We start from the raw sequence: 20,175 nt of genomic DNA on the forward strand, positions 1-20,175 counted from the left end.
GGGTGCATGAACCCCATCAGCCCCCTGGAGCAGGCGCTGCACGCCGCGCGCGCCCTCGTGCTCGCCGATCTGGTGGCGGGCGAGGTCGCCGAACCGGACGTCGTCTCGCTGGTCGAGGAGTCCGTCGTGCAGCGGCGCTGGTGGGTCGAGCAGTGGCCCGAGGGTGTGGAGTTCGTGGCCGGGCTGGTCGCGCAGGACGTGCAGGACGCGCTGCTGGAGCGGTACGGCCGCTGGCCGCTGTGCCCGGTGTGCGGCTCCGGCGACCCGCACGCGCTGGACGTCGAGCCCGAGCTGGGACCCGACCCGCACTGGGTGTGCGGCAAGGCGGGCGTGAAGGTCGCGGCGGTCGGCTCGCTGGGCGCGGCCGCCGGCGGAGCCCCCTCGTGAGGACTCCGCGATGACCCTCTACATCGACCCGCCGACCTGGCCGGGCCACGGCCGCCTCTGGTCCCACCTGGTGAGCGACGCCTCCTACGCCGAACTGCACGCCTTCGCCGAGGCCCTGGGCGTGCCGCGCCGCGCCTTCGAGCGCGACCACTACGACCTGCCCGCCCACCGGTACGCCGACGCGGTGTCCGCCGGGGCGCTGGAGGTCAGCAGCCGCGAGGTGGTGCGGCTGCTGCACGGCGCGGGACTGCGCCGCCGCAAGGGTTCGTACGGGAGCGGGACCGGTGCTCAGCCGCGCAGCTCGTAGGCGTACTGCCCGGCGGCCTCGGCGGAGTCCCCGGCCGCCCGGGTGAACCCGGCGCGGACGATGACCGCCTGCGACGCCGTGTTCTCCGGATCCGTCGTCGCGCGCACGGACGTCACCGTCTCCCGCCCCAGCGCCCACGCGGACAGCGCGCGCAGTGCCTCGGTCGCGTAGCCGTTGCCCCGGGCCGCCTCGACGAGGTCGTAGCCGATCTCCACCCGGCCCTCCTCGTCCGGCACCCCGTGGAAGCCGATCCCGCCGACCGCGCGCCCGTCCTCGCGCCGGACGAGGGCGAAGACCCCCCACACCGGGCGGTGGACCCCCGTCTCATAGGACTTGACCAGCATTCCGGCGGCGTCCCGGGTGCCCTGGAAGGGCCCGCCGTCGACCCACGCGAAGCCGCCGTCGCCACCCGCGGCGAGGTCGGCGGCCGCGGCGGGCGTGATGCCCTGGAGGGTGAGCCGCTCGGCCGGGATCACCAGGTTGTTGCGCCAGCGCCACTCGGTGACCGGGGCGCGTCCGGGCAGATCACCGCGTCCCGTTGCCCACAGCAGGGTGCGCCAGGGGTCGGTGTCGGGCCGGACGTGCGGGAAGAGCCGGGCGAGGAGGTCCGCGCACCGCTCGGCGGGCGGTTCGTAGGTCAGCCCGAGACCTTCGGCGATGTCGTGCGTGTGCAGGAACACCTCGGTGATCCCCATCGCGGCGAAGCCCTCGCGGTCCGCGCTGCGGAAGGGGGACGGGTGGAAGGCCCGGACCTCGCGCGGGGTGGTGCGGACGGCGGCGGCGAGCAGCGCGCCGGTCGTCTCGATGACCTGGAGGACGCCCTCGTTGTCGGCGGGATCCAATCCGTCTTCCCTGCCGTCCAGGGTGATCATGTACGGCACGTACGCCTCGGTGGCGCGCCCGGCGAGCTGCCCGGCGTAGGCGATGAGATCGCTCGCGACGTGCTCCGCCGTGTACCGGCAGTCCCAGTCGAGCCGTCCGGCCCGTGTCGCGCGCCAGTCCCGGTCCGTCGCCGTGCGCAGCAGCGCGACGGCGCCCGCCACGGCCTCTTGCACCTGTTCCCCGCCCAGTGTCCGCATGTCGGGCAGGCTAGACGTCCGGGGTGTCCGGGAGCGACAGCATTTCCAGCTCGCCGGTGAGGTTGTGGCGGGCGGTCGCCTCCCACTCCCGCCGTCCGTGCGGGGTGTGGAACAGGCTGGGCAGGTCGAGGAGTTGGCGCAGGATCGCGGCCCGGCCCTCGCGGAAGGCCTCGTTCGGCACGAAGTGGTACTCCTCGCGCACGGCCGCCGTGTACGCCGCGTACGCCGACGGCGGCGAGGCCAGGATCGCCAGGTCCGCGTCGCACAGCACCTGCCCGTCGCGGTCGTCGCCGGCCGGGGCGTGCGTGACGGTGAGCCGCACCAGCCGGGCCACCTCGGCGGTCTTCGCCGCCGGAACCCCGGCCTCGGGCAGGGCGCGCTCGGCGAGCCGGGCCGAGCGCTCCTCGTTCTCGGACCGGTCGGGCCGGTAGACGGCGTCGTGGAACCACGCGGCGAGGCGTACGACGTCCACGTCGTCGGCGTGCTCCGCCAGTACGTCGACGTGGTCCAGGACCGCCGTGAGGTGCGCCAGGGTGTGGTAGCGCCGCTGGGGCTCCTGCCAGCGGGCGAGCAGATCGTCGGCGTACGGCGCGGGGTCGGGGCCGTGGGCGGCGGTTCCCGCCAGGGCGCGGGCGAAGCGGGAGCGCAGGGCGTCGAGGTCGGCCATGGCCGCATTCTTCCAGATAATGTTCGTGATAGCTTCTAACCAAAGTGCCCTCGTTCCCGGCGGGTGGCCGGGCGGAACTCGAAAGGCGGCGGGCGGACCATGCCGGAGGCGCGCACCAGCACCCCGCGCGAGCGGTACCGCACCCAGGTGCGCGCGGAGATCAAGGAACACGCGTGGGAGCAGATCGCCACGGCGGGTGCCTCCGCACTCTCCCTCAACGCGATCGCCAAGCGGATGGGTATGAGCGGACCCGCGCTCTACCGCTACTTCGACGGCCGCGACGAGCTGATCACCGAACTCATCCGAGACGCCTACCGCAGCCAGGCCGACACCTTCCGGGCGGCCGCCGAGGCCGGTGCCGACCTGGCCGGTCTCGCGCACGCCCTGCGCGCCTGGGCCCTGGACGACCCGCAGCGCTACTTCCTCATCTTCGGCACCCCCGTCCCCGGCTACCGGGCGCCCGACGACATCACCGAGATCGCCGCCGAGACCATGGCGGTCATCGTCGACGCCTGTGCCGCGCTGCCGTCGCCGCAGGACACCGACGCGGCGTTCGACACCCACCTCGAATCCCACCGGCAGTGGGCGGGCGACCGTCCGGCGCCCTCCGCCGCCCTCCACCGGGCCCTGTCCTTCTGGTCCCGGCTGCACGGCGTCCTGTCCCTGGAACTCGCCGGGCAGTTCACCGGCATGGGCTTCGACCCCGCTCTTCTCTTCGAGGCCGAACTGAAGGACCTGCTCGGCCCCTAACGTGGAGTCCATGACGACTCCCGCAGACCTGCACGACGTACGCGACCCCGAGCTGCCCGGCCGGCTGCTGATCCTCGAACGCGACGAACTGGTGCCCCTGCTGCGCTCCCGCGCGGACGCGGACTTCGCGCTGCCGGTGGTCGCGTGTCCGGGCTGGACGGTGCGCGACGTGCTGGCGCACTGCTCCAGCGCCCTGATCCGGGTGGTGGAGAAACGCTTCGAGAAGGGTGTCTTCTCACCCGAGTCCAACGACCGCGACATCGCCGAACGCGCCGACTGGAGCAACGCCCGGATCGTCGACGAACTGGAGCGCGGCATGACCGAGGCCGGAGCGGTGATCGCCCGGTCGGACGGCAGGCTGGACGCCGTGGCACTGGGCGAGTGGGTGCACGCCGGTGACGTACGGGTGGCCTTCGGCGAGCCGGGCGCGTACGCGGGGCGCGGACTGCCGGAGGCGCTCGCGCTGCTCGGTGCGGTCACCCGGGCGCGCGGCCACCTGCCGCTCCACGCCGACCTGGACGACCTCGACGAACCCCTGAAACTGGGCGAGGCCAGCGGTGAGCGTCCGCCGGGCCGGTACATCGGCGACGCCGCCACCCTCGTACGGCTCTACGCGGGCCGCCCGCTGGACGGCGCGGACGGCACGGGCGGTGTGAACGGCGCGGCGGCGTACGAGCTGGCCGGGGTCGAGGCGGCGGAGCTGAACATCTTCGGCGACTGAGCGGGGCGGCGCGGGCACGCCGGCCTGCCGTCGGGGCGTAGTCTTGGATTGGACTAGACCTGTAGCAGGCCGACGAATGGGGTCCCATGAGCAAGCGTGCAGTCCTGGAGGTGATCGCCCTCGACGCCGAGGACGCGGTCGCCGCCCAGGCCGGAGGCGCGGATCGCCTCGAACTGGTCACCGACATGGCGGCCGACGGCCTCACCCCGTCGGCCGCGACCGTCGCCGCGATCCGTGCCGCCGTCGACATCGACGTACGGGTGATGCTGCGGCTCGCGGACGGGTTCGCCGCCGGTGACGTCGAGCGGTTGACCCGCGTCGCCGGTGAGCTGCGGGAGGCCGGGGCCACGCAGTTCGTGCTGGGGTTCCTCGACGCGCAGGGCGATGTGGACCTCGGGGCGGTGGAGCGGATCGCCGAGGTGCTGGACGGGTGCCGGTGGACGTTCCACCGCGCGATCGACCGGGCCGCGAACCGGGACGCGCTGCGCAAGCAGCTCGCGGACTTCCCGGGCCTGGACACGTACCTGACGGCCGGGGCGGCCGGGGGCGTGGACGACGGCCTGAACGTGCTGCTCGCGGAGGCGCGGCGGCGCGGTGACCCGGGGTACGAGCAGCAGCTGCTGGTCGGCGGCGGCCTGCGGCTCGACCACGTGCCGGGGCTGCTGGACGCGGGGATCGACGGCTTCCACATCGGCGGCGCGGCGCGGCCCGCGGGGTGGGCGGGGCCGGTGTCGGCGGACGCGGTTTCTCAGTGGCGGCGGGTGCTCGGACACTGAGCGTGTGGCTGGTCCCGTGAGCCTGCGCTGGTGCTCGCGGGGGGTAGGCGTCACTTGCCCGCGTTGGCGGGGTGCCGCTGCGCCCACCCGTGCCGCCCCAGCGGCACGACTGCCCGCAGCTACGGGGCGGCGGCGACTGCTTGCGGCTATGGGGCGGCGGCGTGTGCTTGCGGCTGCGGGGCGGCAGTGGCTGCTCGCAGTTGCGGGGCGGCGGTGGCTGCTCGCAGTCAAGGGGTCAGGCCAGTTGCGGCGGCAGCTCCGTCGCGTGGGTTACGACGAGGCCCGAGACCGCTCGGGTCAGGGTCACGTACAGGCGGCGCAGCCCCGTCCGTTCGTCCGGCTCGCCGTCGACCACCGCCTGCGGCTCGTCCAGGACCACGTAGTCGTACTCCAGGCCCTTGGCCAGTGAGGCCGGGACCAGGGTCAGGCGGGTGGCGTGGGTGGTCTCCTCGCCGGGGCCGACGTGGCCGATCCCGGCCGCCGCCAGGGCCGCCGCCAGCTCCGGCACCCGCGCGTCGGCGGCGATCAGGCCGACCGAGCCCTCCCGTTCCAGCAGCTCACGGCAGGCCGCCACCACGTCGGCCGTCCCGTCCGGGGCCGTACGGATGTCGAAGAAGCCCGGGTTCTCGCGGATCGACGCGACCGGCGTCAGCCCCGGCGCGATGTGCGGCAGCAGCCGGGAGGCGTACGCGATGACGTCCGTCGGCACACGGAAACCGGCCGTCAGCTCCTCGACCACCGCCTCGCCCTTGCCCAGGTGCCCCAGCGCCTCAGCCCAGCTCCGGGTCGCCCACGGCGTGGTGCCCTGCGCCAGGTCGCCCAGGACGGTCGCCGAACCGGTGGTGCAGCGCCGGCCCACCGCGCGGTACTGCATGGGGGAGAGGTCCTGCGCCTCGTCGAGGACCACGTGCCCGAGCGAGTGGGTGCGCTCGATCAGGTCGGTCGCCTCGTCGATCAGCACGGCGTCGGCCGGTGACCACCTGGCCGACTTCACCGAGCGGGCCGGCTTCACCCACAGCACCGCCTTCTGCTCCTCCTCGGTGAGGATCCCCTCGGCGTGCTCGGCGAGGAAGTCCGCGTCGGCGAGGAGCCGCAGCACCAGCTTGGCCGGGTCGACCTGCGGCCAGACAGACTTCACCAGTGCCTTCACGGCCGTATTGCGCGCCACCGCGTTCTGCACCCGGTCGTCCGGCGCCTCGCCCGCCCGCTCCATCTGCACCAGTACGGCGTGCGCGATCCGCTGCGGCAGCGCCTCGCGGGCGGCGCCGTAGCGGATGTCGCGGGCGAGCAGCTCGCGGACGATCTCCTCCACCTCGTACACCGGCACCCGCCAGCGGCGCGAGCCGCGCACCACCACGACGCCCTCGGTGGGCGGGGTGACGTGGGAGTAGAGGGCCCGGCGCAGCACCTCCGCCATCCGCGCGTCGCCCTTGATCACCGCCGTCGTCGCCTCGTCCGCGCCGCGCACCTCGACGTGGGCGACCAGGTCGTCGACGGTGGCCTGGCGCACCGTCAGCTCGCCGAGCGCCGGCAGCACCTGTTCGATGTAGTGCAGGAAGGACCGGTTCGGGCCGATGACCAGCGTGCCGGTGCGGGCCAGGCGCTCGCGGTGCGCGTACAGCAGGTAGGCCACCCGGTGCAGGCCGACGGCGGTCTTGCCGGTGCCGGGGCCGCCCTGCACGCAGACCGAGCCGGCCAGCCCGGCGCGCACGATCTCGTCCTGCTCGGGCTGGATGGTCGCCACGATGTCCCGCATCGGTCCGACGCGGGGCCGCTCGATCTCCTGCTGGAGCAGCCTGCTGGTGGTCGCCGCCTCGGCCGGGTCGAGCAGGTGCTCGTCCTCGTACGCGGTCAGGTCCCCGCCGGTGTAGCCGAAGCGGCGGCGCAGCGAGACGTCCTGCGGGTCCTTCTTCGACGCCCGGTAGAACGGCTGGGAGACCGGCGCGCGCCAGTCGATCACCATCGGGTCGCCGTCCGCGTCGTGCACGTGCCGCCGCCCGACGTAGAAGCGCTCGCCCTCTCCGCCCTCCGCCTGCTCGGCGCCCGGGGCGTGCAGGTAGTCGAGCCGCCCGAAGAAGAGCGGGGTCTCGCTGAGGTCGGCGAGCGCCTTGATGCGCTGCTCGATCTGGCTCTCCAGGACGGCGGCGTTGACCCAGTTCGCGGTCACGTCGGTGATGTCGAGGGACTCGACGTCCTCGCGCATGGCGCGCAGCGCGGAGCGGGACGCGGCGAGGTGGGAGCGTTCCCTGGAGAGAGGGTCGTCGTGGACGGGCGTGGACAAGGGGGTGCCTCCGGATGACCTGCGGTGTGGTGGGCGCGCCGTCGGCGCGCGACGAACCGACCGGTTTCCGTCCGGACGGCGGCCTTCCGTGGGGAGGCGGGCAAGAGCGGAGATTCTAGGGGAGCGGAGGTGGCGCGGGCCAACCGTTTTTCTCCGCCCCGTGGCCGACCCCTAGGGGATCACGTCATCCGCGCCGGGGGATGCGCTCCCTCCAGGGTCGTAGCGGAGGCGTACGGGGATTGGGTCCACAGACCGATGCCGGTCGGGGGGCGGCAGTCGCACCATGGAGACATGAGCGCAGCAACCATCTCCCCCGCCCCGGCACCGGGCCGTGCGTCCGGTGCCACGCCCGTGGCCGGCAGCCACCGGCACCGGCTCGGTGACACCCTGCGCGCCGTCAGGGTGTTCGCGGGCGCCGCCTTCGACGTGGTCGTCCTCGGCGAGTACGGCGAGGAGGCCGGCGTCCGCCGCCGCTGAGCGTCAGCCGAGGACCTCGTCCGCGTCCATGATCCGGTAGGCGTAGCCCTGTTCCGCCAGGAAGCGCTGGCGGTGGGCGGCGAAGTCCTGGTCGAGGGTGTCGCGGGCGACGACCGAGTAGAAGTGCGCCTGGTGGCCGTCGGCCTTCGGCCGCAGCACCCGGCCGAGGCGCTGGGCCTCCTCCTGCCGCGAGCCGAAGGTGCCCGACACCTGGATGGCGACCGTCGCCTCCGGCAAATCGATCGAGAAGTTCGCGACCTTCGAGACGACCAGCACGCTGATCTCGCCCTGCCGGAAGGACTCGAAGAGCTTCTCCCGCTGGGCGTTGGACGTCTCGCCCTTGATGACCGGCGCCCCCAGGTGCTCGCCCAGCTCGTCGAGCTGGTCGATGTACTGGCCGATGACGAGGATCTGCTGCCCGGCGAACCGCCGCACGATCGCCTCCGTCACCTTGCGCTTGGTGTCGGTCGTCGCGCAGAAGCGGTACTTCTCCTCCGTCTCGGCGGTGGCGTACGCGAGCCGCTCGGAGTCGGTGAGATTGACCCGGACCTCGACGCAGTCGGCGGGCGCGATGTAGCCCTGTGCCTCGATCTCCTTCCACGGCGCGTCGAAGCGCTTCGGCCCGATGAGGGAGAACACGTCCGACTCGCGGCCGTCCTCGCGCACGAGGGTCGCGGTCAGGCCGAGGCGGCGCCGGGCCTGGAGGTCGGCGGTGAACTTGAAGACCGGCGCGGGCAGCAGATGCACCTCGTCGTAGACGATCAGCCCCCAGTCCCGGGAGTCGAACAGCTCCAGGTGCGGGTAGACGCCCTTCCGGCGGGTCGTCAGCACCTGGTACGTGGCGATGGTGACCGGCCGGATCTCCTTGCGGGTGCCGCTGTACTCGCCGATCTCGTCCTCGGTCAGCGAGGTGCGCTTGACCAGCTCGTGCTTCCACTGCCGGGCGGAGACGGTGTTGGTGACCAGGATCAGCGTCGTCGACCTGGCCTGCGCCATCGCGCCCGCCCCGACCAGCGTCTTGCCCGCGCCGCAGGGGAGCACGACGACGCCGCTGCCGCCGTGCCAGAAGTTCTCCACCGCCTGCTTCTGGTACGGACGCAGCGCCCAGCCGTCCTCGGCCAGCTCGATCGGGTGCGCCTCGCCGTCGACGTACCCGGCGAGGTCCTCGGCGGGCCAGCCCAGCTTGAGCAGCGTCTGCTTGATCTGCCCGCGCTCGGAGGGGTGCACCGCCACCGTGTCGGCGTCGATGCGGTTGCCGACCAGCGGCGCGATCCGCTTCGACTTCAGCACCTCCTCCAGCACCGGCCGGTCGGTGGTCGTCAGGACCAGCCCGTGCGCCGGGTGCTTGGAGAGGGTGAGGCGGCCGTAGCGGTCCATCGTCTCGGCGATGTCGACCAGCAGCGCGTGCGGCACCGGGTAGCGGCTGTACTCGACGAGCGCGTCCACGACCTGCTCGGCGTCATGGCCCGCCGCCCGCGCGTTCCACAGGCCCAGCGGGGTCACCCGGTAGGTGTGGATGTGCTCCGGCGCCCGCTCCAGTTCCGCGAACGGCGCGATGGCCCGACGGCAGTCGCCGGCCTGCTCGTGGTCGACTTCGAGGAGCAGGGTCTTGTCGGACTGGACGATCAGCGGACCATTCACGGGCGGCACCCTTTCGCGTGCGTACGGCCGGACGACGGCTCGGCCAAACGTCAAGTGTGCCTGATCGCGGAGCCGGGCCTAGTGGAGAGCGATATTGATGTTGTTGATGAGCGGGCCCTCCAGCGCGGCGGCCTTCGGGGCGAGAGCGCCGAACAGCGCCGCGGCGGTGATCAGGGCGGCGACGGAGACGGCGACGGCGGACCGGGCGGCGGAGCGAACGGGGTCGGCGGGGATCTTGTCGGGCACGGCGGACCTTTCGAGGAGGGGACGGCGGGCCGGGCCGGGGGACCGGGGCCCGGCCCGCCGAGTAAACGCTGAGGGATCGCTGAGGCGGACGGTCAGAGGGTGAGGCCTCCGCCGAGGTCGATGCCGACCGCGGCGGCCTCCGCGGCGAACGCGGCGACCAGGGTCGCGGTGGAGGCCAGAACGGTGGCGAGACGGCGAACTGCAGTGCGCATCGGGCTCTTCCTTTCGCTTCGGTGCAGGACAACCGGTGGCTGCCCGAGCACCACCGGCTCGATGCGGTTTATGAAAAAAGCTCCCTCTCAGGTGCGAATCACCCGGCGTGGCGTGCATGGATCACGCCGTACACCCGAAAGAGCGGCACCGTCTGGCGAGGACGCCCCGTCAGCGCGTCAGCCCGCGTCGTCGGCCAGCTCCGCCACGCCCGTGATCCGGTGCAGCGGATAGGTGCGCACCTCGTCCGCCGTGTGGTCGTACGCCGTGACGAAGCCGCCCTCGACCCGGATCGGCGCGATCACGCGCTGGCTGGCGGCGCCCTCGGCGTTCACGTAGCCGATCCACAGCGCCTCGCCGGTCAGGACAGCCGCCTGCATGGTGGCCAGCGTCTCGGCGGCGCCGGTGCGGGGCAGCGTGCCACTCGGCGCGCCGCCCCCGCCGCCGTCCTCGCCGTCCCCGGGGCCGGGCTTGCGCGGGGCCGTGGAGGCCAGGTCACCGGCGCGCACGGCCCGGATCGCCGCCGTCAGCAGTGTGTCGTCGGGCGCCGGCGGACCGTCCGGGACCGGCTCGGGCGCCGCCCGGGGCGGGGTGCGGTGCGAGTCCGCGCGGGCGATCAGCACGTCGCCCGCGGCGGACTCGGCGGCCGGCGCGAACCCGAGGGCGCGCAGCCCGTCGAGCAGCGCCGCCGGGTCGGCCTGCGCGGCCAGCACCGTGGGCGCCAGGCGGCGCAGGCCCAGACCGGCGGCCCGCTTGTCGGCGAGGATCTCGTCCAGCGTCGCGTCGTCGTCGCAGCGCACGTACGCCGAGGCCGCGCCCACCCGCAGCCGCCCGTGCCGCCGGGCCACGTCGTCGATCAGGTACGTCAGGGGCTGCGGCACCGGCGTACGGGAGTGCCGGGCGAGGAACGTGTGCAGGTCGGCGGCGCTCCGTCCGGCGTCCAGCGCACGGCGCACCGAGCCCGGCGTGAACCGGTAGACGGTCGCCCCGCCCTTGGACTCGACGTCCGCGAGCACGCCCAGCACGTCGGCCAGCCCGCGCTCCAGCGGCCCCGGCGCCACCGCCGTCAGGTCGGCCTGGAGCAGCACGTGGTCCAGCGGTTCGGGGAAGAGCGGTGCCAGCAGCCGAGCGGCGGTCGCGGTGGCCGCGGCCCGCTCTGCGGGGGTCGGGGGAGCGGTCACGGGGGGCGTGCGGTGGTGGTGGACGGGGAGTTTGTCGCCCGGACCCTCGGGTTCCCCCGTCTCCTCCGCCGCCGGACGGGGCGCCTCGGGCGCGCCGATCAGGGCCCGTCCCGGTGCGGCCAGCGCGCCGCGGCCGGTGACGCCCAGCAGCTCGGCCTCGGACAGCGTCCACCGGGCGATGCGGCTGCGCAGATCGTCGTCCCGCGCCTTCCCCGGCTCGCGCTGCTCGCGCTGCTCCCGCTGCTCCCGCTGCTCCCGCTGGGGGCCGCGCAGCGGGCGCTCCCAGCGCAGCCGGGCCAGCAGCGACTCCTCGACCGGCGAGGCGCCCTCCGGCAGCCCCGCCAGCAGGGCCAGCACCCGGTGCCGCACCTCCGGCGCCGCCGAACGGTCCAAGTTCGGGCCCAGCGCCGACAGCGTGCGGTCCTTCGCGTCCCGCCCGCCGACCACGCCCGGCGTCCGGGTCGCGGTCAGCCACGTCCCCGCCAGCCGCGCCCAGCGCTCGGCGGGCGGCAGCTCGCGCCACTCGTCGTACGCCGGGGTCGCCGCGTACCGTTCCTCGGCCTCGCCGTCGGAGGCGATCAGACCGGCGCCGTAGGCCAGTTCGACCCAGAACGCGGCGACCGGCTCGGGCACGTCCAGGGCGACGGCGGTCCGCTTCAGGTCGCGCACGCTCAGACCGCCGGCCCGCAGCACCGTCGGGCCGCCCTCGTCCCACTCCTTCAGCAGCTCGTCGACGGTCGCCAGCGCCGCCAGCGCCTGGCCGGCCGCGGTGGCGTCCACAACCTGTGGACGGTGTGTGGCGGCCGCCTCCACCTGCGGTGGCACCGGCTCGGGCGCGCGGTGCGCCCGGCCCGCGCGCAGGTGCAGGGCGACCTCCCGGGGGAGTACGACCGTGCCGGGCGCGGTCGGCAGCAGCAGACCGCGGTCGAGGAGCGCGCGCAGGTGGGCGGCCGGGTCGTGGGTGACCTGGCCGTACGGCGGCCCCCACACCAGCCGGTCCAGCACCTCCCGGGACTCCCAGGGCAGTTCGGCCAGGAGCGCGGCCATCCGCCGCCGGTCGGCGAACAGGCCGCCGAGCGCGGACACGGCGGACACCGAGTCGTGGGTCGAGGGCAGGCCGACGGCGGCGAGGATCTCCTGGATCCGGCCCGGAGACATGCCCGCCGTCGCCTCCCGCACGGTCGGGCCGAGCCCCGTCGGGGACGGATGCTGCGGGGAGGGCGCGAGCAGCTCACGGGCGGTGCGCACCAGCCGCAGCCGGTCGTCGGCGCCCCACACCAGCGCCTGTTCGCGCAGCAGGGCGGCGGCCCGGGGCAGCGCGGCGGCGACGGCCGGGTCCTGCTCGTCACCGGCCATCAGGGCGAGCAGCTCGCCGTACGACGCCGGGTCCGGCGCCACGGCCAGCGCCTCGGCCGTCTGGAGCGCGAACCGGTCGAGACGCTCCAGCGCCCGCACGACCGAGGCGCGGGTCCCGGCGCGGGTGGCGAGCTGGGTGAGGTCGGTCGGCACGGGGGTGATGAGGTCGGGACGGCTGCGCAGGAGGGCGGCCAGCGAGACGTCGTCCCGCACGCGGAGCGCCTCCGCGAGGGACCGGGGGGCCGCGGACTTCTCCTCGGTGCTCATCCGGTCCACGTTAGCGGGTGGGTCGGACGGCGGGGGTGCGCGTGCGCCGGTGCGGTGCCGTCGGCCGGGCGGGGAGGATTCGGTACCTTCGTCCGACGGGGTACGACAGGGCACGACGGCACACCACAACGCACCGCCCCGGAGGGGAACGTGGGGATCGAGAGCGACCAGGTCGTCTTCGAGTATCTGAGCCGCGTCGGCGACGTGGCCCAGCAGCGGCAGCTGCCGTCGGCCACCCGGATGCGGCTGGTGTCGGAGCTGCGCAACGAGATCGACCGGCACCGGGCGAAGACCACCGTGGACAGCCCCGCCGCCGTCCGCCGCATCCTGGACCGGCTCGGCGACCCCGACGACATCGTCACCGCGGCCGGCGGCACCAGCGGCGGACGCGACCAGGCCCCGGCCCCCACGGCGGTGCCCGAACAGCGGGACCCCGAGCCTCGCGACACCGGGCGGCGCAAGGGCCGCCGGAGCCCCGCACCCGAACCCCCCGCAGCGCCGCCTGCCGCCTCCCCGCCCCACCTGGCGAGCGCGCGGGAACTGGGGGACGTCGGCGACGGGCAGCCGGACTGGTGGCGGGTCGACGACGGCCCCTTCGCCGGCGGGGGCCTCGGCGACAGCGTGCCCGGGTTCGTCGGCGGCGTCGAGATCCCGGAGCTGCTCAGGAAGCCGCCGGCCCTGGAGGACGAGGCGCGGAAGACGGAGACCGCCGTACCGAAGACCCCCGTGGCGGAGGAGGCCGAGGAGCCGGCCGCCGTGGCCGCCGGAAAGCGGGAGGCCCGCCGCCTGCCCCGCCTGTGGCCCGAGGGCGGCTGGAACAACCCGCTCCTGCTGCTCGCCGCGGCCCTCCTGATCGTCGGCGCCGTGCTGGGCAGCCTGGTCCCCCTCGGCCTGGGCTGGCTGATCGCCTACCTCTCCCGCCGGCTCACCCCGGCCCAGTCGAAGTGGGCCGTCCTGGGCCTGCCCGGCACGGTCGCCGCCGCGGGCGTCGTCTGGCTGTGGGGCCGCACCGAGGGCCGCTGGGGCGACCCGGTCGCGGAGGGCCACATGAACGACGCGATCGCCGAGACCTGGCCCTGGGTCCTGCGCACCGCAGCCGTGGCCACCGCCCTCTATCTCCTCTGGCGCTCCCGCCGCCCCCACGGCTGACCGCGAGGGATCCGCCCAGTGCTGCGGCAACGCGGTGCAGGACACGGCGGGCGTGACAAGGCGCCCGCCCCGGGGCCCGCCCCGATCCGCGGCCGGACCGATCCGCGGACGCCGGGGACCGGGGTCGGCGCCTCCGCGTCCGCAGTGTGCGGCCGATTCGCCCCGGCCGCCCCGGGTGCCCGCAGGCCGTCGTCGCGGGCCCGGCACAATGGGAGCCATGGCCTCCACGACCCGCCCCGCGCCCACCGTCGGTTTCGACCTCGACATGACGCTGATCGACTCGCGGCCCGGCATCCGCGTCTGCTACCTCGAGCTGAGCGCGCGCACGGGGGCGTACGTGGACGCCGACCTGGCCGTCACCCGGCTCGGGCCGCCGCTGGCCGAGGAGCTGGCGAACTGGTTCCCGGCCGGGGAGATCGAGGCCGTAGCCGACCTGTACCGGGAGATCTACCCGGTGTACGCGATCGAGCCGACGCTCGCGCTGCCCGGTGCCCGCGAGGCCGTCGCCGCCGTGCGCGAGGCGGGCGGCCGGGCGATCGTCGTCACCGCGAAGTACGAGCCGAACGCGAAGCTGCACCTGGCCCACCTCGGCATCGAGCCGGACGCCGTGATCGGCGGCCTGTGGGCCGAGCAGAAGGCCGTCGCGCTGCGCGAGCACGACGCGGACGTCTACGTCGGCGACCACGTCGGCGACGTACGCGGAGCCCGCGCCGCCGGTGCCCACTCCGTGGCCGTGGCCAGCGGACCGTGCGACGCCGAGGAGTTGCGCGCGGCGGGAGCGGACGTGGTCCTCGCCGACCTCACCGCGTTCCCGGAGTGGCTCGCCGCCTACCGGGACGGCGAGGGCGACGCCGAGGGGCTCGACGCGGCCCGCGCCTGACGCCGCCCGGCGGCGATCGACCGGAGCACCCCGGCACCGGCGACCAGGAAGCCCACTCCCATCAGCATGCTCAGCCCGAACATGTAGGTGGGAAACGGTGTCGTGCCCAGCAGCAGCGGGGCCACCGTGACCAGAGTGGCAAGGGCGCCGACGAAGAAGACGATCGCGCCGGCGCGGATCAGCCGGTCGCCGGGCGCGGCGGAATTCGTTTGGGTTTGTTCACGCACCCGACCAGGGTAGTTCCCAGGCCTGGAGAACAGCCGGGGGACGTCTTGTCACCCGTCTGAAGACCATTAGCCTTGGTACCGGCGGGTCAGGACGACCCGCCCAAGTGCTATCAAGAGCCGTTTCCGAGCATATTTCCGAGCAGTTTCCGACGAGTACGAGGACGAGGACAGACGTGCCTACCGGCAAGGTCAAGTGGTTCAACAGCGAGAAGGGCTTCGGCTTTCTCTCCCGCGACGACGGCGGTGACGTCTTCGTCCATTCCTCGGTCCTCCCTGCCGGAGTCGAGAGCCTGAAGCCGGGACAGCGCGTCGAGTTCGGCGTCGTCGCCGGACAGCGCGGCGACCAGGCCCTCTCCCTCGCCCTGCTCGACCCGGCCCCCTCGGTCGCGGCCGCGCAGCGCAAGAAGCCGGACGAGCTGGCCTCCATCGTGCAGGACCTGACGACCCTCCTGGAGAACATCACGCCGATGCTGGAGCGCGGCCGCTACCCCGAGAAGACGGCGGGCAAGAAGATCGCCGGGCTGCTCCGCGCGGTCGCGGACCAGCTCGACGTCTGATCCGCCCCCCGGGTCAGGGGAACGCCAGCGCGTCCGGGCCGAGGGCCGGTACGAGTCCCTCGGCCGCCGCGCGGGTCAGCAGGCCCCGGATCGCCGCGTAGCCGTCCTCGCCGAGGTCGGCGGTGAACTCGTTGACGTACAGACCGATGTGCTGGTCGGCGACGGCCGGGTCCATCTCCTGCGCGTGTTCCATGACGTAGGGCCGGGACGCCTCCGGGTCGTCCCAGGCCGCGCGGACCGAGGCGCGCACCGCGTCCGCGAGCCGGGTCAGCGTCGGCTCGCCCAGCGAGCGCTTCGCGATGATCGCGCCGAGCGGGATCGGCAGCCCGGTGGTGTGCTCCCAGTGCTCGCCCATGTCGGCGAGCTTGTGCAGCCCGTAGTTCTGGTACGTGAAGCGCGCCTCGTGGATCACCAGGCCGGCGTCGACCTTCCCGTCCCGCACGGCCGGCATGATCTCGTGGAACGGCATGACGACGATCTCCCCGATCCCGCCCTCCCGTCGCCCACCACCGCCCTCAGCCGTGGGCCCTTCGGGCCCGCCCCTCTTGATTCCAACGGTGTCCGCCGCCCACAGCCGGAACAGCAGGTAGGCCGTCGACGTCTCGCTGGGCACCGCCACCGTGCGCCCGCGCAGGTCGGCGTCCGCCTCCCGGGTCAGCACCAGCGGGCCGCAGCCCCGGCCCAGCGCGCCGCCGCAGGGCAGCAGGGCCCAGTCGTCGAGGACGTAGGGCAGCACGGCGTACGACACCTTGAGCACGTCGGACTCGCCGCGCTCGGCCATGCCGTTGGTGATGTCGATGTCCGCGAAGGTCACGTCGAGGGCGGGGGCGCCGGGGACGCGGCCGTGGGCGAGGGCGTCGAAGACGAAGGTGTCGTTCGGGCAGGGGGAGTACGCGATGTGCAGGGTGTCAGCGCTCATGCGGTTTCCAACTCTCGAGGACGGGGGCGAGCTTCCCGAAGGCGTCCGTCAGGGCCGCGAGCGCCTCGCCGATGCGCCAGGCGGCGCGGTCGCGCGGTCCGACCGGGTTGGAGACCGCGCGCAGTTCCAGCACCGGCACGCCGTGCGCGGCGGCGGCCTCGGCGACGCCGAAGCCCTCCATGGCCTCGGCCAGGGCGCCCGGGTGGCGCTCGCGCAGCAGTGCGGCGCGGGCCGCGGTGCCGGTGACGGTGGACCCGGTCAGGACGGTGCCGGGCCGGGCCCCGGTCGCCTCGGCGGCGGCGCGGACCAGGCGGGCCGGCGGGAGGTGGGTGACGGTGCCGAAGCCGAGGTCGGTGACCGGCAGGAAGCCGTCGGCGGTCTCGGCGCCCAGGTCGGCGGCGGTGATCGCGTCGGCGACGACCAGTGAGCCGACGGGCGCCCCGGGCGCGAAGCCGCCGCCGATGCCGGCCGAGACGACCAGGTCGTAGGGCCTGCCGTCGAGGGCGGCGGCGGTCAGGGCGGCGGCCGTGGAGGCGGCGGCGCGGGCCGGGCCCACCCCGGCGGCCAGCAGGTCCCAGCCGCCCGGCAGCCGGTGGAGGGCGATCCCCGGGCGGGACGCCTCGGTGCCCGGCGCCGGGAACGCCCGAGCCACCGCGTCCCGTTCGACGGGGACCGCGGTGGCCACGAGGAGGTGCACGGAGGACGTGGGCGGTCAGTCCTTCTTCAGCTCGAAGACCCACACACCGGTGATGTTCTGGCTGTCGTCCTTGCCGTCCCGGACCGCGACGGCGACGTTCGTCGAGTCGCCCTGGGCGCCGTACTGGGCGTTGAAGAACACGCTGCCCGGCACGGTGCGGTAGGTCTTGTCGCTGTCCTCGACGAGCTGCTGACCGTTCATCAGGATCGTCCAGTGCTTGTCGGCGAGGTCCGGGTCGACGCCGAACCGCACGGTCTCGTCCTGGTCGACGGTGATGGACTTCGCGTCCTTGTCCTTCAGGCACTTGTTGATCTCGTCGGGGGAAAGGTTCTTGCCCTCCCCGCCGCAGGTGGCCTCGGAGCTGACCGAGTCACTGCCGACCGTGATCGTCGCGATCGGGGTCGGCTCGTCACAGGCCGACAGCAGGAGAAGTCCGGCGGACACGGCGCCGGCAGCGGCGACGGCGCGGCGGCGTCGCACAACGCGGTGTCCGATAGCGGCGGTGCCGCGGGGCAACGTGGTCATGGCGGAAGGCTATACGGCGCCTGAGCCCCGTCCCCCACCTGGGTACGGCGTGGCGTGGTCACGCCACTCTCGGCCGAGTCCGTCCCCCGTGCCGCGCCGAGTCGAGCAGCCCCCGTACGGTCGTCAGCCACCCGGTGGCGATGATCGCGGCGGCCACCGACAGGCCCAGCGTGCCGTTGAGCGGCAGCACGATGCCGACCGCGCCGCCGAGCACCCAGGAGACCTGGAGCAGCGTCTCCGAGCGCGCGAACGCGGACGTGCGCACCTGCTCGGGCACGTCCCGCTGGATCAGCGCGTCCAGGGACAGCTTGGCCAGCGCCTGCGCGAACCCGGCGACCGCCGCCAGGCACGCCACCAGGAAGGCGCTGAAGAACACCGCGGCGACCACCGCCGCGCCCAGCACGATCACCACCACCGTCACGATGATCACCTCCGGCGCCCGGGACCGCAGCCACGCCCCGACGGCGGTGCCCAGCGCGTTGCCCGCACCGGCCGCGACGCCCACGATCCCCAGCGACACCGCAGCGCTCTGGCCGGTCATCGGGTGCACCCGCAGCAGGAACGCCAGGAAGAAGATCAGGAAGCCGGTGAGGCAGCGGATGGCGGCGTTGGCGGCCAGCGCGTGGGTCACGGCCGGGCCCACCGTGCGCAGGCCGGGGCGTTTGCCCCGCCCCCGCAGCGGTCCCGGCAGGTGGTCCTCGTCCGCGGCGAGCAGCGCCCGGTCCTCGCCACGCGCCGAGTCCACCTTCCGGGGCAGCGTGAACGACAGCACGGTGCCCGCGACGAAGATCACGAAGGCCCCGTACAGCGGCCACCGCGGCCCCAGCTGCTGGAGGCCCGCACCGATCGGCGCGGCCGCACCGGTGGCCAGCAGCCCGCACAGCGTGACCCGCGAGTTCGCCTTCACCAGCGAGACCCGGGGCGGCAGCAGCCGCGGCACCACGGCGCTCCTGACCACGCCGTACGCCTTCGAGGCGACCAGTACGCCGAGCGCGGCCGGGTACAGCTCGATGCCGCCGGTGACGACCGCGCCGGACAGCACCAGCGCGAGCACCGCGCGGGCGCCCATCGCGGTCGCCATCGCCGCGCGGCGGCCGTGCGGCAGCCGGTCCAGGAGCGGGCCGATCACCGGCGCGAGCAGCGTGAACGGCGCCATGGTGATGGCGAGGTACAGCGCGACCCGCCCGCGTGCCTCGTCGGTGGGGACGGAGAAGAACACGGTGGAGGCGAGCGCGACGGTGATCATGACGTCACCGGCGCCGTTCACCCCGTGCAGCTCGATCAGCTTGCCGAGGCCCGACTCGCCCGCGCCGTGCGCGTGCGTCGCCCGCCGGATGCCGCGCGCGGTACCGGTCACCGGCAGGCGCAGGGCGCGGCCGACCGCACGGAACCGGGAGCCGGGACCGCGCCACCGGCTCCCGCGCTTGAACTCCGTCCGTGCGGCTGCCACCCCGTCATAGTGCCCCGTCGGAGGCGGCTGTAGCGTCGATACGGCACGGATGGCGGTGATCGAGTCGGGTGCGACCCGCCCGGGAACGCGTGGCCGTACCCCGCCGAAATCCCCGTCGGTGTAGGCCCAGGGCACATGAGCAGGTAGCGTGCGTAGCGCGCCGTGGCGAACGTTCTCGGCCGCGCGCCTTACGGCCATCCCGCAGAATGGATGACGTAGGTGCGCCCGAGCGCGATCGGGCGCGGACGTCGACGCGGTCCACAGGTCCGCTCCGTCCGCCCCTCGCACACAGCGGTGCACTCGTGAGACGGCGTATGGAGAGAAGCGATACCTGTGAGCGCAGCGACAACGCGAAGCCGCACCCCTGACCGCCTGTGCGCCGAGGCCGTCGACCTCGCCCGGGCCGCGGCCGAGGAGGCCGCCGCACCCGGCGTCGTCGGCGAGCACGAGGGCCTGGTGTCGGAGGGCGACCGGGTCGTCACCCACTACTTCGCCTGCAAGGAGATGGGCTACCGGGGCTGGCGCTGGGCCGTGACGGTGGCCCGCGCCTCCCGCGCCAAGATCGTCACGGTGGACGAGGCGGTGCTGCTGCCCGGCCCCGACGCGCTCCTCGCCCCCGAGTGGGTGCCGTGGAGCGAGCGGCTGCGCCCCGGCGACATGGGCCCCGGCGACCTGCTGCCCACCGACGCGGAGGACCTGCGCCTGGAGCCCGGCTGGACCGGTGAGGACGAGCCGCCGCCGAACTCCGCGGTCTCGCACGAGATGGCCGACCTGGTCGAGGCCGAGGACGCCGAGGTGACCGCCGGGCCGCCCGCCGAGCTGTCGACCGTTCCGGCCCGCGGCACGATCTCGGCGGTCGCCGAGGAGCTGGGCCTGCGCCGCACCCGGGTGCTGTCCCGGTACGGCCTGCACGTCGCCGCCGACCGCTGGGAGGACGGCTACGGCCCGAAGACCGCGATGGCCCAGGCGGCCCCCGCCTCCTGCGTCAGCTGCGGCTTCCTCGCCCGCATCGGCGGCTCGCTCGGGCAGGCCTTCGGCGTGTGCGCCAACGAGTTCTCCCCGGCCGACGGGCACGTCGTGTCGCTGGCCTACGGGTGCGGCGGGCACTCCGAGGCCGCGGTCATGCCGAAGCCGCCGCGGGTGGCTCCGCCGGTGATCGACGAGACGCGGGTGGACCCGTTCCCGCTGCGGCCCGCAGCCGACTCGGGGTCGGTCCCGGTGACCGAGGACCAGGCGTCGGCGGAGCTGGGGCACTCCTGAGGTCCGCCGTGGGTGGCTGAGGTCCCGGGGGCTGCGCCCCCAGCCCCCCTTCGGCCTTGACGGCCTCGTCCTCAAACGCCGGACGGGCTGAATGATGCCGGCCGGCGTCACGAGTGCGCCGGCGGCCGGGGCGGTACCTTCGTGGTCCGTCGATGAGGAGAGTCA

General features: G+C 74.3%; 21 protein-coding genes. 10 read left to right on the forward strand and 11 right to left on the reverse strand.

The genetic code is table 11. From position 1 onward, the window contains the following. Positions 1-6: 6 nt before the first annotated feature. Positions 7-387 carry a hypothetical protein gene (locus tag ACFYZ3_RS24810; protein WP_388521673.1) on the forward strand — a complete coding sequence of 127 codons (381 nt, stop codon included), beginning with the start codon at positions 7-9 and terminating at the stop codon, positions 385-387. 10 nt (positions 388-397) lie between these two features. Continuing rightward, a complete protein-coding gene (locus ACFYZ3_RS24815; protein WP_388521676.1) occupies positions 398-694 on the forward strand; it encodes a DUF4031 domain-containing protein in 297 nt (98 codons plus the stop codon). Here the strand turns inward: ACFYZ3_RS24815 and ACFYZ3_RS24820 are convergent. Both ACFYZ3_RS24820 and ACFYZ3_RS24825 read right to left on the reverse strand, forming a co-directional pair. Then, on the reverse strand, positions 676-1,773 hold the full coding sequence (locus ACFYZ3_RS24820; protein WP_388521678.1) for a GNAT family N-acetyltransferase: 1,098 nt from the start codon (positions 1,771-1,773) through the stop codon (positions 676-678). The genes ACFYZ3_RS24815 and ACFYZ3_RS24820 overlap by 19 nt on opposite strands. A gap of 10 nt (positions 1,774-1,783) precedes the next feature. Then, positions 1,784-2,440, reverse strand: a complete 657-nt coding sequence (locus ACFYZ3_RS24825; RefSeq protein ID WP_388521681.1) for a hypothetical protein — start codon at positions 2,438-2,440, stop codon at positions 1,784-1,786. A 99-nt stretch (positions 2,441-2,539) separates the two neighbouring features. Here ACFYZ3_RS24825 and ACFYZ3_RS24830 point away from each other — a divergent pair, with 99 nt between their 5' ends. From ACFYZ3_RS24830 to ACFYZ3_RS24840, 3 genes are all read left to right on the forward strand, one after another. Next, a complete protein-coding gene (locus ACFYZ3_RS24830; protein WP_388521684.1) occupies positions 2,540-3,190 on the forward strand; it encodes a TetR/AcrR family transcriptional regulator in 651 nt (216 codons plus the stop codon). 10 nt (positions 3,191-3,200) lie between these two features. Continuing rightward, positions 3,201-3,911 (forward strand): maleylpyruvate isomerase family mycothiol-dependent enzyme, encoded by a 711-nt coding sequence (locus ACFYZ3_RS24835; RefSeq protein WP_388521686.1) that lies wholly within the window; start codon positions 3,201-3,203, stop codon positions 3,909-3,911. Between the two features lie 86 nt (positions 3,912-3,997). Then, positions 3,998-4,687: a copper homeostasis protein CutC gene (locus ACFYZ3_RS24840; protein WP_388521689.1), complete on the forward strand. Its 690-nt coding sequence runs from the start codon at positions 3,998-4,000 to the stop codon at positions 4,685-4,687. Positions 4,688-4,922: 235 nt separating this feature from the next. Here ACFYZ3_RS24840 and ACFYZ3_RS24845 read toward each other — a convergent pair whose 3' ends face one another. After that, a complete protein-coding gene (locus ACFYZ3_RS24845; RefSeq protein WP_388521691.1) occupies positions 4,923-6,968 on the reverse strand; it encodes a HelD family protein in 2,046 nt (681 codons plus the stop codon). 291 nt (positions 6,969-7,259) lie between these two features. Between ACFYZ3_RS24845 and ACFYZ3_RS24850 the strand changes: the two genes are divergently transcribed. Beyond that, on the forward strand, positions 7,260-7,445 hold the full coding sequence (locus tag ACFYZ3_RS24850) for a hypothetical protein (protein ID WP_179235596.1): 186 nt from the start codon (positions 7,260-7,262) through the stop codon (positions 7,443-7,445). Between the two features lie 3 nt (positions 7,446-7,448). Here the strand turns inward: ACFYZ3_RS24850 and ACFYZ3_RS24855 are convergent, their stop codons facing one another. The 3 genes from ACFYZ3_RS24855 to ACFYZ3_RS24865 all read right to left on the reverse strand — a co-directional run bounded on the left by ACFYZ3_RS24855 (position 7,449) and on the right by ACFYZ3_RS24865 (position 12,346). Then, a complete protein-coding gene (locus ACFYZ3_RS24855; RefSeq protein ID WP_388521694.1) occupies positions 7,449-9,086 on the reverse strand; it encodes a DNA repair helicase XPB in 1,638 nt (545 codons plus the stop codon). Between the two features lie 78 nt (positions 9,087-9,164). Further along, positions 9,165-9,332 carry a hypothetical protein gene (locus ACFYZ3_RS24860; protein ID WP_388521697.1) on the reverse strand — a complete coding sequence of 56 codons (168 nt, stop codon included), beginning with the start codon at positions 9,330-9,332 and terminating at the stop codon, positions 9,165-9,167. Between the two features lie 389 nt (positions 9,333-9,721). After that, entirely contained in the window at positions 9,722-12,346 is a 2,625-nt protein-coding gene (locus tag ACFYZ3_RS24865; RefSeq protein ID WP_388521700.1) for a helicase-associated domain-containing protein, read from the reverse strand. Between the two features lie 150 nt (positions 12,347-12,496). Here ACFYZ3_RS24865 and ACFYZ3_RS24870 point away from each other — a divergent pair, with 150 nt between their 5' ends. Next, a complete protein-coding gene (locus ACFYZ3_RS24870; protein WP_388521703.1) occupies positions 12,497-13,495 on the forward strand; it encodes a hypothetical protein in 999 nt (332 codons plus the stop codon). 217 nt (positions 13,496-13,712) lie between these two features. Then, complete coding sequence (locus ACFYZ3_RS24875; RefSeq protein ID WP_388521706.1) at positions 13,713-14,375, forward strand: HAD family hydrolase; 663 nt, start codon at positions 13,713-13,715, stop codon at positions 14,373-14,375. On the opposite strand, the gene ACFYZ3_RS24880 is transcribed toward ACFYZ3_RS24875, so the two are convergent. Continuing rightward, positions 14,324-14,602, reverse strand: a complete 279-nt coding sequence (locus ACFYZ3_RS24880) for a hypothetical protein (protein WP_388521708.1) — start codon at positions 14,600-14,602, stop codon at positions 14,324-14,326. The genes ACFYZ3_RS24875 and ACFYZ3_RS24880 overlap by 52 nt on opposite strands. A gap of 173 nt (positions 14,603-14,775) precedes the next feature. Here ACFYZ3_RS24880 and ACFYZ3_RS24885 point away from each other — a divergent pair, with 173 nt between their 5' ends. Continuing rightward, the gene (locus tag ACFYZ3_RS24885; RefSeq protein WP_003974650.1) at positions 14,776-15,159 is read left to right on the forward strand and encodes a cold-shock protein; all 384 of its coding nucleotides are present in this window, start codon (positions 14,776-14,778) and stop codon (positions 15,157-15,159) included. Positions 15,160-15,172: 13 nt separating this feature from the next. Here ACFYZ3_RS24885 and ACFYZ3_RS24890 read toward each other — a convergent pair whose 3' ends face one another. The 4 genes from ACFYZ3_RS24890 to ACFYZ3_RS24905 are packed head-to-tail and all read right to left on the reverse strand — an operon-like array spanning position 15,173 to position 18,750. Further along, the gene (locus tag ACFYZ3_RS24890) at positions 15,173-16,078 is read right to left on the reverse strand and encodes a 1,4-dihydroxy-6-naphthoate synthase (protein WP_388521711.1); all 906 of its coding nucleotides are present in this window, start codon (positions 16,076-16,078) and stop codon (positions 15,173-15,175) included. Beyond that, on the reverse strand, positions 16,068-16,775 hold the full coding sequence (locus tag ACFYZ3_RS24895; protein WP_388521714.1) for a futalosine hydrolase: 708 nt from the start codon (positions 16,773-16,775) through the stop codon (positions 16,068-16,070). The genes ACFYZ3_RS24890 and ACFYZ3_RS24895 overlap by 11 nt, the downstream gene beginning before the upstream one ends. Before the next feature lie 15 nt (positions 16,776-16,790). Next, on the reverse strand, positions 16,791-17,300 hold the full coding sequence (locus tag ACFYZ3_RS24900; protein WP_388521717.1) for a DUF2771 domain-containing protein: 510 nt from the start codon (positions 17,298-17,300) through the stop codon (positions 16,791-16,793). A gap of 58 nt (positions 17,301-17,358) precedes the next feature. Continuing rightward, positions 17,359-18,750 (reverse strand): MFS transporter, encoded by a 1,392-nt coding sequence (locus ACFYZ3_RS24905; RefSeq protein ID WP_388521720.1) that lies wholly within the window; start codon positions 18,748-18,750, stop codon positions 17,359-17,361. Positions 18,751-19,083: 333 nt separating this feature from the next. Between ACFYZ3_RS24905 and ACFYZ3_RS24910 the strand changes: the two genes are divergently transcribed. Continuing rightward, positions 19,084-20,010 (forward strand): DUF3027 domain-containing protein, encoded by a 927-nt coding sequence (locus ACFYZ3_RS24910; RefSeq protein ID WP_361012874.1) that lies wholly within the window; start codon positions 19,084-19,086, stop codon positions 20,008-20,010. The last annotated feature ends 165 nt before the right edge of the window (positions 20,011-20,175 follow it).

Origin of the sequence: Streptomyces sp. NPDC001599, from assembly GCF_042893535.1 — a bacterium.
Taxonomy (GTDB): domain Bacteria; phylum Actinomycetota; class Actinomycetes; order Streptomycetales; family Streptomycetaceae; genus Streptomyces.